12 protein-coding genes are annotated in these 13,530 nt (G+C 57.1%); 8 read left to right on the top strand and 4 right to left on the bottom strand.

The features are described from left to right. Positions 1-99 precede the first annotated feature (99 nt). Both KOSB73_RS06790 and KOSB73_RS06785 read left to right on the top strand, forming a co-directional pair. Positions 100-1,725, top strand: a complete 1,626-nt coding sequence (locus KOSB73_RS06790) for an ATP-binding protein (protein ID WP_004872236.1) — start codon at positions 100-102, stop codon at positions 1,723-1,725. Further along, entirely contained in the window at positions 1,715-2,413 is a 699-nt protein-coding gene (locus KOSB73_RS06785) for a response regulator (protein WP_024360293.1), read from the top strand. The genes KOSB73_RS06790 and KOSB73_RS06785 overlap by 11 nt, the downstream gene beginning before the upstream one ends. 30 nt (positions 2,414-2,443) lie before the next feature. On the opposite strand, the gene djlA is transcribed toward KOSB73_RS06785, so the two are convergent. Further along, positions 2,444-3,271 carry a co-chaperone DjlA gene (gene djlA / locus KOSB73_RS06780; protein ID WP_024360292.1) on the bottom strand — a complete coding sequence of 276 codons (828 nt, stop codon included), beginning with the start codon at positions 3,269-3,271 and terminating at the stop codon, positions 2,444-2,446. Positions 3,272-3,515: 244 nt separating this feature from the next. On the opposite strand from djlA, the gene lptD reads away from it, so the two are divergent. The 6 genes from lptD (at position 3,516) to apaH (ending at position 10,351) form a co-directional block, all read left to right on the top strand. After that, entirely contained in the window at positions 3,516-5,858 is a 2,343-nt protein-coding gene (gene lptD, locus KOSB73_RS06775; protein WP_024360291.1) for an LPS assembly protein LptD, read from the top strand. A gap of 53 nt (positions 5,859-5,911) precedes the next feature. Then, positions 5,912-7,198 (top strand): peptidylprolyl isomerase SurA, encoded by a 1,287-nt coding sequence (surA, locus tag KOSB73_RS06770; protein ID WP_004872241.1) that lies wholly within the window; start codon positions 5,912-5,914, stop codon positions 7,196-7,198. A 121-nt stretch (positions 7,199-7,319) separates the two neighbouring features. After that, positions 7,320-8,300, top strand: coding sequence for a 4-hydroxythreonine-4-phosphate dehydrogenase PdxA (gene pdxA, locus KOSB73_RS06765; RefSeq protein ID WP_098140337.1), 981 nt, complete (start codon positions 7,320-7,322; stop codon positions 8,298-8,300). Continuing rightward, the gene (gene rsmA / locus KOSB73_RS06760) at positions 8,297-9,118 is read left to right on the top strand and encodes a 16S rRNA (adenine(1518)-N(6)/adenine(1519)-N(6))-dimethyltransferase RsmA (RefSeq protein ID WP_004098527.1); all 822 of its coding nucleotides are present in this window, start codon (positions 8,297-8,299) and stop codon (positions 9,116-9,118) included. Before pdxA ends, rsmA begins: the two co-directional genes overlap by 4 nt. A gap of 2 nt (positions 9,119-9,120) precedes the next feature. After that, complete coding sequence (apaG, locus tag KOSB73_RS06755; RefSeq protein WP_004128828.1) at positions 9,121-9,498, top strand: Co2+/Mg2+ efflux protein ApaG; 378 nt, start codon at positions 9,121-9,123, stop codon at positions 9,496-9,498. 4 nt (positions 9,499-9,502) lie between these two features. Then, a complete protein-coding gene (gene apaH / locus KOSB73_RS06750) occupies positions 9,503-10,351 on the top strand; it encodes a bis(5'-nucleosyl)-tetraphosphatase (symmetrical) ApaH (protein WP_049085644.1) in 849 nt (282 codons plus the stop codon). Between the two features lie 40 nt (positions 10,352-10,391). Here the strand turns inward: apaH and folA are convergent, their stop codons facing one another. The 3 genes from folA to kefF form a co-directional block, all read right to left on the bottom strand. Beyond that, positions 10,392-10,871, bottom strand: coding sequence for a type 3 dihydrofolate reductase (folA, locus tag KOSB73_RS06745; RefSeq protein WP_004098524.1), 480 nt, complete (start codon positions 10,869-10,871; stop codon positions 10,392-10,394). Positions 10,872-11,068: 197 nt separating this feature from the next. Beyond that, positions 11,069-12,934 carry a glutathione-regulated potassium-efflux system protein KefC gene (gene kefC / locus KOSB73_RS06735; protein WP_098140336.1) on the bottom strand — a complete coding sequence of 622 codons (1,866 nt, stop codon included), beginning with the start codon at positions 12,932-12,934 and terminating at the stop codon, positions 11,069-11,071. After that, on the bottom strand, positions 12,927-13,460 hold the full coding sequence (gene kefF, locus KOSB73_RS06730; RefSeq protein WP_004872246.1) for a glutathione-regulated potassium-efflux system oxidoreductase KefF: 534 nt from the start codon (positions 13,458-13,460) through the stop codon (positions 12,927-12,929). The genes kefC and kefF overlap by 8 nt, the downstream gene beginning before the upstream one ends. Positions 13,461-13,530 lie beyond the last annotated feature (70 nt).

The raw sequence follows: 13,530 nt of genomic DNA, 5'->3' as shown, positions 1-13,530 counted from the left end.
CCTGACGCCCGCGTGGACGTCCACCGGTCACCCTCAGCCACGATGCCGGTAGCGAAAAAATGATACGCTGCCGCATCCCTGATACTGTGCATTATACTTATGAAGGTTTCATTTCAGTTTAAGCTGTTCATTTCGCTGGTCGCTTTTTTCTCAGTGCTGTTCGCGCTCCTGGGAGTCTATTACTATTTCGACGCCAGCCATCAGCTTTATCAGGAAATGAGCGCCCGCGCGAGAATACAGGCGGAAGAAATCGCGCTGATGCCTAATTTACGTCAGCAGGTGACGCGTGAAGATGCGCAGGCGATAAAGCCTTTTATGCAAAATATCGCCGCCCACAGCGACGCCAGCTTTATTGTTATTGGCGACAAGCGGGGCGTGCATCTGTTTCACTCGGTACACCCGGAGTGGGTCGGCACGCGACTGGTTGGCGGCGATAACCAGCCGGTGCTCGAGGGGCAAAGCACGACCACTATCCGTAAAGGGGGGCTCGGTATTTCCCTGCGCAGCAAAGCGCCGATTTTCAATGACGCCGGCCGGGTGGTCGGTATTGTCTCCGTCGGCTATCTCACCAGCTATCTCGACAGCATCACGCTGGAAAAAGTCATCAACATCTTCGTCGCCGCGGTGCTGCTGCTTATCGCACTGTTTATCTTCTCCTGGTACTTCACCCGCAGCATTAAAAAGCAAATTTTCTCGCTGGAGCCGCGCGAAATCGGCCTGCTGGTGCGTCAGCAAAAAGCGATGATGGAGTCGATATACGAAGGGGTGATCGTGATTGACCATCACCGGCGTATCGAAGTGATAAACCACGCCGCCCGCAGCCTGCTCGGACTGAGCCAGCCCGCGCACCAGCTGCGCGGTAAGTCGATCGATAGCGTCATTACCCCGCAGCCGTTTTTCGCCAGCGGTGAGATGCTCGAAAACGATACCCACGATGAGCTATGCCGTTTTAATCAGCTTACCGTGCTCGCCAGCCGGGTGCGTATCATGCTGGAGAATTCGCTCCAGGGCTGGGTGATCACCTTCCGCGACCGCGATGAAATCAACTCGCTGAGCGCCCAGCTCAGCCAGGTGAAACGCTACGTCGATAATCTGCGCATCATGCGCCATGAACAGCTCAATCGGATGACCACCCTGTCCGGCCTGCTGCATATGGGCCACTATGATGAGGCGATTCGCTATATTCAGGCGCAGTCGGAGCATGCCCAGGAGCTACTGGACTTTATCTCATCGCACTTTAATTCGCCGACGCTGTGCGGCCTGCTGCTGGGCAAAGCCGCCCGCGCGCGGGAAAAAGGGGTCGAACTGAGCTTTGACCCGGCCTGCCGCATCGACCGTCCGCTGCCGTCGTTGATGGAGTCCGAGCTTATCTCTATCATCGGTAATCTGCTGGATAACGCCATTGAGGCCACCCAGCGCGCCGAACTGCCGCACGAACCGGTCGAGATCCTGATTCAGCTCAACGCCCGGGAATTAATGATTGAAGTCGCCGATCGCGGCGTCGGTATTCGCCCGGAGATCCGCGAGCATATCTTTGAGCGCGGCGTCACCACCAAAACTCGCGGCGATCACGGTATAGGACTGTATCTTATTGAACGCTATGTCACCCAGGCTGGCGGCACGATTGAAGTGGCCGACAACGCGCCGCGCGGGGCGATTTTCACGCTGTTTATTCCCGCCGACGGGCCAGCCCATCCGCAAGAAGAGAAGCACTATGCATCATGACCTGGTCGATGTTCTGATCGTTGAAGATGAAAGCGAACTGGCGCGGCTGCACGCCGAGCTTATCCAGAAACATCCGCGTATGCGGCTGGCGGGCACGGCGGCTTCTCTCGCCCAGGCGCGGCAGATACTCAACGCCAGGCCGCCGCAGCTGGTGCTGCTGGATAACTACCTGCCGGACGGCAAAGGGGTCACCTTGATGAACGACCCTATTATGGGCCACGCTGGCTGCTCGGTGATCTTTATCACCGCCGCCAGCGATATGGAAACCTGTAGCCAGGCAATTCGCAACGGCGCCTTCGACTACATTCTCAAACCGGTGTCGTGGAAGCGCCTGAGCCAGTCCCTTGAACGGTTCGTACAGTTCTACGACCAGCAGCGCGAATGGAAGATTGTCGACCAGCAGAACGTGGATTCGCTGTATCAGCTGCAGGCTAAAAACTACCGAGCCGATAGCGGCAGTAAAGGTATTGAAGAAAAAACGCTGGCGCTGGTGCAGAGTCTGTTTACCGGCGAAGATGAACGCTGCTTTTCGGTGGATGACGTGGTGAGCGAGGCTGGATTGAGCAAAACCACGGCCCGGCGCTATCTGGAGCACTGCGTGGAAATCGGTTTTCTGCAGGTAGAAATGCTGTACGGCAAGATAGGCCATCCGCGGCGCATGTACCGCCGCGCCGCCAGCGCATCGTGACGCCTCTCCCGTTCGGGAGAGGCCGGTCATTTAGAAGCCGCGCTGCTCTTTAATCAGCTCCCAGGCTTTCTGGATCTCCTGCGCTTTCTGCTTAGCCATCTCCATCATTTCCGGCGGTAGCCCTTTCGCCACCAGCTTATCCGGATGGTGCTCGCTCATCAGCTTACGATAGGCGCGCTTGACGGTGGCGGCATCGTCGGTCGCTTTAACCCCCAGCACATTGCAGGCGTCTTCCAGGGTTGGCCCGCGCTGCGCCTGCTGCCAGCCGGCGTTACCGCCGCGCTGCCCGTAAGATTGCTGCTGCGAACCGCCGCCAAACTGCGCCCCGCCCTGCATCATGCGCAGGAACTGCTCGAACTGAGCGCGGGAGATGCCCAGCTCATCGGCAATCACAAACAGCACGTCGCGTTCGTTGGGATGCAGTTCGCCGTCGGCGAAAGCCGCCTGCAGCTGAATTTCCAGAAACATCCGAATTAAATCAAAACGCCCAAAACAGACGCTGCGCAGCTGGCGCATTTTCTCACGCAGCGGGTAATCATCTGATTTCCCTACCCGAAACGCGTGCTGCGCCGCGGTTCGCGCTTCGCCGTGCAGACTCATGCGATCCATCAGCAAATTGGCGACATGAATATCGGCTTCGGTGACGCGTCCTTTCGATTTGGTCAGATGCCCCATCACTTCAAAAGTGGTGGAGAAGAACAGCGACTGACGCTCCTGCTGGTTGGCGAAGACATTCAGCCGGCGACTGCGCGCACGATCAAACATATGCCCGACTAAGAACCCCAGCACCACGCCCCAGAAGCCGCCCCCCATCATCAACGCAACCGCAACGCCAATTATTTTACCCAAATACTGCATAGACTCCCCAATCTCTCTGCCGCCAGTTAAGCTATATCTGACCGCACGTTACAAAGCGTTTACGCCTCGGTCAATTGTGGGACATAGCCTATAATTTGCTTTATCATACTCGTCATTCTACACAGTGCCTAACGCTCGGGAAGTAAACGGGCAGGATTAACACTAGCGCGATTTAGACGAGTACGTTAGGCTCTGACCGTTTGCAAGCCGCTGCCACACGATGACGGAACAACAAATACAACGTATGAAAAAACGTATTCCCAGCCTCCTGGCCACTATGATTGCCAGCGCCTTGTATAGCCAACAGGGCCTCGCTGCCGATCTCGCCACGCAGTGTATGCTTGGCGTACCAAGCTACAATCGTCCTTTGGTTGAAGGGAAACCCAACGACCTGCCGGTGACGATCGATGCCGATCATGCGAAAGGCAACTATCCTGATAACGCCGTATTTACCGGCAACGTTGATATCAATCAGGGGAACAGCCGACTGCAGGCCGATGAAGTTCAGCTTCACCAGCAGCAGGCCGACGGCCAGCCGCAGCCGGTGCGTACGGTTGATGCCCTCGGCAACGTTCACTATGACGACAATCAGGTGATCCTCAAAGGGCCGAAAGCCTGGTCGAATCTGAACACCAAAGATACCAACGTCTGGCAGGGCGATTACCAAATGGTTGGCCGTCAGGGGCGCGGTACCGCTGACCTGATGAAACAGCGCGGCGAAAACCGCTACACCATTTTAGAAAACGGCAGCTTCACCTCGTGTCTGCCCGGCTCTGACACCTGGAGCGTGGTCGGCAGTGAAGTTATCCACGACCGCGAAGAACAGGTCGCTGAGATCTGGAACGCTCGCTTCAAGCTCGGTTCCGTACCGATTTTTTACAGTCCCTACCTGCAGCTGCCGGTGGGCGACAAGCGTCGTTCGGGCTTCCTGATCCCCAACGCCAAATACAGCACCAAAAACGGCGCAGAGTTCTATCTTCCTTACTACTGGAACATCGCTCCGAACTTCGACGCCACGCTGACCCCGCACTATATGAGCAAGCGCGGCGGCGTCATGTGGGAGAACGAATTCCGCTATCTGACCAAAGCAGGAACCGGCTTAATTGAGTTCGACTACCTGCCTTCGGATAAAATTTACCAGGACGATCACTCAGGCGACAGCAATAGCCGCCGCTGGCTGTTCTACTGGAACCATTCGGGCGTCGTAGACCAGGTGTGGCGCTTCAACGCCGACTACACCAAAGTCAGCGACCCGGACTACTTTAACGACTTCAGCTCGAAATACGGTTCCAGTACCGACGGCTACGCCACGCAGAAGCTCAGCGCCGGTTACGCTAATCAGAACTTTGACGCCACCGTATCGACCAAGCAGTTCCAGGTCTTTAACCGCGACTCAAGCAATGCCTATTCCGCCGAGCCGCAGCTGGACGTGAACTACTACCAGAACGATGTCGGCCCGTTTGATACCCATCTTTATGGCCAGGCGGTGCATTTTGTTAACTCGAACAGCAGAATGCCGGAAGCGACACGCGTTCACTTCGAGCCAACTATCAACCTGCCGCTGTCTAACGGTTGGGGAAGCATCAATACCGAGGCAAAACTGCTGGCAACCCATTACCAGCAAAGCAACCTTGATGACTACAACGCGGCCAACGGTACCGATTATAAAGACTCCGTTAACCGCGTGATGCCGCAGTTTAAAGTCGATGGCAAAATGGTTTTCGAGCGCGATATGCAGGAGAACTATACCCAGACGCTTGAACCGCGCATGCAGTACCTGTACATCCCGTATCGCGACCAGAGCAAAATCGGCACCTACGACTCAACGCTGCTGCAATCGGACTACAGCGGCCTGTTCCGCGACCGTTCGTACAGCGGTCTCGATCGCATTGCGTCCGCCAACCAGGTCTCCACCGGCATCACATCTCGCGTTTATGATGCCGCCGCCGTTGAACGTTTTAATATTTCCGTTGGTCAAATCTACTATTTCACCGAGGCGCGTACCGGTGACGACAACATCAACTGGGAGAACAACGACACGCGAGGTTCACTGGTATGGGCTGGCGATACCTACTGGCGCATCACCGACGACTGGGGTTTACGCGGGGGAATTCAGTACGATACGCGTCTGGATAACGTCGCTACCGGCAGCGGAACCGTGGAATACCGTCGCGACGAAAACCGTTTAGTACAACTTAACTATCGTTATGCGAGCCCGGAATACATTCAGGCGACCCTGCCGTCTTATTCCACCGCTAAGCAGTACAAAGATGGTATCTCGCAGGTGGGGATGACCGCCAGCTGGCCAATCGTCGATCGTTGGGCAGTCGTCGGCGCGTATTACTACGACACGAATACCAGAAAGTCAGCGAACCAGATGTTAGGGGTTCAGTATAGCTCCTGCTGCTACGCTATCCGCGTCGGCTATGAACGTAAGATCAACGGCTGGGATAACAGCAGCAGCGAAAGCAAATACGACAACACCTTCGGCTTTAACATTGAGCTGCGCGGCCTGAGCTCCAACTACGGTCTCGGCACCCAGCAGATGCTGCGTTCGAACATTTTACCGTACCAGAGCTCCCTGTGATGTGGCTGGTTTACACGTAATCCGCAATTGCGGTTAATTGAAATGGAAAAAGTATGAAGAACTGGAAAACGCTGCTTCTCGGTATCGCCATGATCGCGAATACCAGTTTCGCTGCCCCACAGGTTGTCGATAAAGTAGCGGCTGTCGTCAATAATGGCGTTGTTCTGGAAAGCGACGTCGATGGCTTGATGCAATCGGTAAAACTTAACGCCGGCCAGGCCGGGCAGCAGTTGCCGGATGACGCCACCCTGCGTCATCAGATCCTTGAGCGTCTGATCATGGACCAGATTGTCCTGCAGATGGGCCAGAAAATGGGCGTGAAGATCTCTGACGATCAGCTCGACCAGGCCATCGCCAACATTGCTAAACAAAACAACATGACCATGGATCAGATGCGCAGCCGTCTGGCCTATGACGGTATCAACTACAGCACCTACCGTAATCAGATTCGTAAAGAGATGCTGATTTCGGAAGTGCGTAACAACGAAGTTCGTCGTCGTATTACCGTTCTGCCCCAGGAAGTTGAAACCCTGGCCAAACAGATTGGCGATCAGAACGACGCCAGCACCGAGCTGAACCTCAGCCACATTCTGATCCCGCTGCCGGAAAACCCAACTTCCGAGCAGGTGGCAGAGGCTCAGGAGCAGGCGAACTCGGTGGTTGAGCAGGCGCGCGGCGGCGCGGACTTCGGCAAGCTGGCTATCACCTACTCTGCCGACCAGCAGGCGCTGAAAGGCGGCCAGATGGGCTGGGGCCGGATTCAGGAACTGCCGGGCATCTTCGCCCAGGCGCTGAGCACCGCGAAAAAAGGCGATATCGTCGGCCCGATACGCTCCGGCGTTGGCTTCCATATCCTGAAAATTAACGATATGCGCGGCGGCAGCCAGAACATCTCCGTGACCGAAGTTCACGCCCGCCATATCCTGCTGAAACCGTCGCCGATCATGAACGACGATCAGGCTCGGGCGAAGCTGGAGCAGATCGCGGCTGACATCAAGAGCGGGAAAACCACCTTTGCCAAAGCGGCGAAAGAGTTCTCTGAAGATCCGGGCTCTGCCAACCAGGGCGGCGATTTAGGTTGGGCGACGCCGGATATCTTCGATCCGGCCTTCCGTGACGCCATTCTGCGCCTCAATAAAGGCCAGACCAGCGCTCCGGTTCACTCCTCCTTCGGCTGGCACCTGATTGAGCTGCTGGATACCCGCAACGTCGACAGAACCGACGCCGCGCAGAAGGATCGCGCTTACCGCATGCTGATGAACCGCAAGTTCTCTGAGGAAGCGGCGACCTGGATGCAGGAACAGCGCGCCAGCGCCTACGTGAAGGTTCTGAGCAACTAATCGCATTAGCCTCATACACAACATCACGCAGGGTGTATCGAGGCGGCTGAGCAAATCGCCCCGGTCTCTGACGGGGGCGACGAAGCGCAGCTAGTAAGAGACCGCCTGAAGGATGAAGTGTATGAATCGAGTTGTTATCACTCCCGGTGAACCTGCCGGGATTGGCCCCGACCTCGTTGTGCAGCTTGCGCAGCGCGACTGGCCGGTAGAGCTGGTGATCTGCGCCGATGGCGCTCTGTTATCCGACCGGGCAAAGCTGCTCGGTCTTCCTTTATCGCTTCTGCCTTACGACCTCACTGCCCCCGCTACGCCACAGCGCGCAGGCACCCTGACGCTTCTCCCCGTCGCGCTTAACGCGCCGGTTGAACCGGGCGTGCTCAACGTCAGCAACGGCCGCTACGTGGTGGACACGCTGGCCCGCGCCTGCGATGGTTGCCTGAACGGCGAATTCGCCGCCCTGATTACCGGGCCGGTGCACAAAGGCATTATTAACGATGCCGGGATCGCGTTTACCGGTCATACCGAGTTCTTTGAAGAGCGCTCGCAGGCCAGTAAAGTGGTGATGATGCTGGCGACTGAAGCGCTGCGCGTGGCGCTGGTGACCACTCACCTGCCGTTAAAAGCAATAAGCGATGCGATTACGCCCGAGCTGCTGCGGGAAATCATCACCATCCTGGATCACGATCTGCGTACCAAATTTGGCATCAGCAACCCACACGTGCTGGTTTGCGGCCTGAACCCGCACGCCGGCGAAGGCGGCCATATGGGTACGGAAGAGATCGATACCATCATTCCGGTGCTCGAAGAGATGCGCGCGAAGGGCATGAACCTCAGCGGTCCGCTGCCGGCGGATACCCTGTTTCAGCCGAAATATCTCGATCATGCCGATGCGGTGCTCGCGATGTATCACGATCAGGGCCTGCCCGTGCTAAAATACCAGGGCTTTGGCCGCGGCGTGAATATTACGCTCGGTTTACCATTTATTCGCACTTCCGTTGACCACGGCACCGCGCTTGAACTTGCGGGCCAGGGGAAAGCGGAAGTCGGCAGTTTTATCACGGCGCTTAATCTCGCCATTAAAATGATTGTTAATACTCAATGAATAATCGAGTCCATCAGGGCCACTTAGCCCGTAAACGCTTCGGGCAAAACTTTCTCAACGATCAATTTGTGATCGACAGCATTGTCTCGGCCATCAATCCACAAAAAGGTCAGGCGATTGTTGAAATCGGCCCCGGCCTCGCCGCGCTGACCGAACCGGTTGGCGAACGCCTCGACCAGCTCACCGTTATCGAGCTGGACCGCGACCTGGCCGCTCGTCTGCAAACGCATCCGTTCCTCGGACCTAAGCTGACGATTTATCAGCAGGATGCGATGACCATGAACTTTGGCGAGCTGTCGCAGAGCATGGGCCAGCCGCTGCGCGTCTTCGGCAACCTGCCGTACAATATCTCGACCCCGCTGATGTTCCATCTGTTCAGCTATACTGATGCCATTGCCGATATGCACTTTATGCTGCAAAAAGAGGTCGTCAATCGCCTGGTTGCCGGGCCGAACAGTAAGGCGTATGGTCGGTTAAGCGTAATGGCGCAGTACTACTGCCAGATCATCCCGGTGCTTGAAGTGCCGCCGAGCGCCTTTACGCCGCCGCCTAAAGTCGATTCCGCCGTAGTGCGTCTGGTGCCTTACCGCACGCTGCCGCATCCGGTGAAAGAAGTACGCGTACTGAGCCGTATCACGACAGAAGCGTTTAACCAGCGTCGGAAAACGATCCGCAACAGCCTCGGCAACCTGTTCAGCGTTGAGGTTCTGACCGAACTGGGTATCGACCCGGCGAAGCGCGCAGAGAATATTTCCGTGGCGCAGTACTGTCAGCTAGCTAACTGGTTATCTGAGAACGCGCCCACCAAGGAGAGCTAACCATGATTAATTCGCCCCGAGTATGTGTGCAGGTACAAAGCGTCTATATCGAATCGCAATCTTCTCCGGAAGAAGAGCGCTACGTCTTTGCTTATACCGTCACTATTCGCAATCTGGGGCGAACTCAGGTTCAGCTTCTTGGCCGCTACTGGCTTATCACCAACGGCCACGGTCGCGAGACCGAAGTCCAGGGTGAAGGGGTTGTCGGCGAGCAGCCGCATATTCCCGCTGGCGGTGAGTATCAATATACCAGCGGCGCGGTCATTGAAACGCCGCTGGGCACCATGCAGGGGCATTATGAGATGATCGATGTGAACGGCGCGCCGTTCTCCATTGAAGTCCCTGTTTTCCGTCTCGCAGTACCAACCCTCATCCATTAAAACAATGTCTACATACCTTATTGGCGACGTTCACGGTTGCTACGATGAACTGATCGCATTATTAGAGCAGGTGGAGTTTAACCCTGAGGTTGATACGCTGTGGCTCACGGGCGACCTGGTCGCGCGCGGCCCCGGTTCTCTGGAAGTGCTGCGTTTCGTGAAACAGCTTGGCGATAGCGTTCGCATCGTGCTGGGCAATCATGACCTGCACCTGCTGGCGGTCTTTGCGGGCATTAGCCGCAATAAACCCAAAGATCGGTTGAAATCGCTGCTTGAGGCGCCGGACGCCGACGATCTGCTCAACTGGCTGCGTCGTCAGCCGATGATGCAAATCGATGAAGAGAAAAAGCTGGTCATGGCCCACGCCGGGATCACTCCGCAGTGGGATCTGGAAACCGCCAAACAGTGCGCCCGCGATGTGGAAGCCGTGCTCGCCAGCGACTCCTATCCGTTCTTCCTCGACGCGATGTACGGCGACATGCCGAACAACTGGAGCAATGAGCTCAGTGGCCTGGCGCGCCTGCGCTTTATCTCCAACGCCTTTACCCGCATGCGCTACTGCTTCCCGAACGGGCAGCTGGATATGTACGCCAAAGAGGCGCCGGAAAACGCCCCCGCGCCGCTGAAACCGTGGTTTGCCATTCCCGGGCCGGTGGCCAACGAATACAGCATTGCCTTTGGTCATTGGGCTTCACTGGAAGGAAAAGGCACGCCGGAAGGCATTTACGCGCTGGATACCGGCTGCTGCTGGGGCGGCGATCTGACCTGTCTGCGCTGGGAAGATAAAACGTACTTCACCCAGCGATCGAACCGGCAGACAAATCTTGATGAAGGCGAGGCGATCGCCTCCTGAAGAGAGTCACCCCGGTGAACGAACGCCACCGGGGGAAACCTTAGCGACGCTCCAGGATCTCGAAGCAGTAGCTATGGGAATTCTGCGCATCGGCATCGTGGAACTCGCTGAATACCGACTCCCACTCGTCCGGGTCGTAATCCGGGAAATGAGTATCGCCCTCCACCTCCGCATCAATATGCGTCAGATAGAGCTTGTGCGCTTTCGGCAGGAACTGCTCATACACGCGACCGCCGCCGATCACCATCATCTCTTCCACATCGCCGCAGGCGGCAATCGCTTCATCAACCGACTTGACCCACTGCACGCGATCGTCGGTGCCGGGCTGGCTGCTAATCACGATATTTTTACGTCCCGGTAACGGGCGACCGATGGATTCCCAGGTAAGACGCCCCATCACTACCGGTTTGTTTAAGGTATTGCGCTTAAACCAGGCGAGATCGGCAGGCAGGTTCCATGGCATGGCGTTTTCCATACCAATGACGCGATCTACCGCTAACGCCGCAATCAGACTGATCATTAAATAATTCCCGAATGCAAAAAATTGTCGCCACTATACGGAAAGCGTAATACTTCGTCGACTGGGCGAAGGGTAAAGAATCAGAAAATTTTAAGTTTTGCTGGCGAGCCCACGTAAGCCCCGTGAGCCGCCAGAACAGGATTTAAATTGAAAACAAAATGTTACTTGTAAAGCTAACGTAACACCCTGAATTTACCCTATAGCGAGGGCTTATTCTCCGGCTCATCGGCGATGTCGCCGGTATGCCGTCCCTCTTCCGTCCCCTGCCAGCCGTGACGCTGAACCAGCGATAAATGATTGCGGTCCTCGTTAATGATGCCGGTCAGCATATCGCTGGTGCGCTTGAATACCGCCACCCGGGAAGCCGCGTCGTTTTCCGCCATCGCCACCATCTCTTCGACCATTTGCAGGTTGAAACGGCGGAACAGATCGGCGCGTTCGCGGGCCTCATACGCGCCGAGGCCCAGCGCTTCCAGCGTCATGCGCCCGGACTTCAGCGCCGCTTCGAAGGTTTCGCGCTCCGGCGCTTCGACCCCGGCCTGGCGCAGCTTAATATAATGATCGACATCGCGGGCGCGGGAGATGATCTGCAGATGCGGGAAATGCTCTTTTGCCAGCTCCGCCAACTGCAGATTCGTCTGCGGATCGTCGATGGCGTTAATCAGCACTTCCGCTTTTTCCGCCCCCGCCGACTCCAGCAGGTCTACCCGCGTCGCATCGCCGTAGAACACCTTCATATCAAACTTACGCAGGGTATCAACATGGTCGGGATCGTGATCGAGGATCACCATCTTCACGCCGCTGGAGAGCAGCACGCGGCCGGCAATCTGCCCGTAACGACCGAAGCCAGCGATAATCACCCGCGGCTGCTCTTCATCAATTTCATCGGCTTCGCGCTCCTGACCGCTGGCGGATTTCTCCAGCCGGGTCAGCAGCACCAGCAGGATCGGCGTCGCCGCCATCGATAGCGCCACGGCCAGGGTCAGCGCCTTCGCCCACTCGCTATCCAGGACATCGGCCATCTGCGCCGCGCCGAAAACCACGAAGGCGAATTCGCTTCCCTGCCCCAGCAGCACCGCAAACCAGCGGCGCTGGGCGCGCGGCACGCCTAACGGCCGGGCGATCAGCCACAGCATCAGGGATTTAATCACCAGGAATCCCACCAGCAAAATCAGGATCCGCAGCGGATGGGTGACCAGGGTACCGAAGTCGATAGACATGCCGACGCCGATAAAAAACAGCCCCAGCAGCAGGCCCTTAAACGGCTCAATATCGCTCTCCAGGGCGTGGCGATACTCCGAGCTCGCCAGCAGCACGCCGGCAAGGAAGGCTCCCATCGCCATCGACAGCCCGACCTCTTCCAGCAGCAGACCGAAACCAAATACCAGGAACAGGGCCACGGCGCTGAAGACTTCGCGCAGGCCGGAGCGCGCGACAAAACGCAGCATCGGCCGGGTCAGATAGCGCCCGAGCGCCACCACCAGCGCCAGCGCGCCCGCCACTTTCAGCGCCGAGAGCGCAAACGCGCCCAGGGTCGTCGAGCCGCCGCTCGCCGCCAGTAGCGGGATCATCGCCACCAGAGGAATGGCCGCGATATCCTGAAACAGCAGCACCGCAAAAGCGCTGCGGCCCAGCTGCGTGACCATCAGGTTACGTTCGTTCATCGCCTGCATGGCGATCGCCGTTGAGGAGAGCGCCAGAGTCATGCCAATCAGCTCGGCAACCTGCCAACGCAGACCAAGCGACATGCAGAACAGGCCGATCAGCACGCCGCAGACGACCATCTGCAGCGCCCCGCCGCCGAACACCGAGGCACGCAGTTTCCACAGCCGTTGGGGATCCAGCTCCAGGCCGATAACAAAAAGCATCAGCACCACGCCGATTTCGGCAAAATGCAGAATCGACTCGGCGTCGGTGACCAGCCGCAGCCCCCACGGGCCAATAATACAGCCGGCAATTAAATAGCCGAGTACCGACCCCAGCCCAAGACGTACGGCAATCGGTACAATCAGCGCGGCGGATCCTAAATAGATCAGCGCCTGTATCAACGTATGGCTATCCATTATTGTGCGCCTCCTGCCATTCGATTAAGCGTTGACGATAGCGGCGCGCCTGCGCCTGAAGGGTTTCGTCATCGCAGATAAAAGTGCAATGCATCGCGAACGGCGGCAACCATTTCATGCCGCAATACAGCGCGGTGGCCTGCAGCGGCTGCGCCAGCACGTCGAAACCGGGGAAGGAACCAATATCAAAGTGGCTTTCGCCGCCGCCGGTGGTGACCGCCCACATCAATGACTTACCGCGTAATGCGATACCGTTGTGCCCATACGCCCAGCCGTGCGCCAGTACCTTATCCAGCCACAGCTTCAGCAACGGCGGTACGCTGTACCATTGCATCGGATGCTGCCAGATGACCAGATCGGCACGGGCCAGCGCGGCCTGCTCGGCGGCGATATCGATATTGAAATCGGGATAAAGTTGATAGAGGGAGCGTATCTCTACGCCGTCAAGCGTCCCTGCCTGTTCAAGCATCCGCTTATTCGCATGCGAGTGCTGCGGATAAGGGTGCGCATAAATTATGAGGATCATTGATTAGCCTGCGTTTACTCTTGTTGTAATCAGCAAGAGTGTAGACAGTTAATGCTGATACTTACAGCTT

It is taken from the genome of Klebsiella grimontii (genome assembly GCF_900200035.1).
Classification (GTDB): Bacteria; Pseudomonadota; Gammaproteobacteria; order Enterobacterales; family Enterobacteriaceae; genus Klebsiella; species Klebsiella grimontii.
Note: the sequence above shows the minus strand (reverse complement) of the source record. Positions and strands in the feature narration are given on the sequence as shown.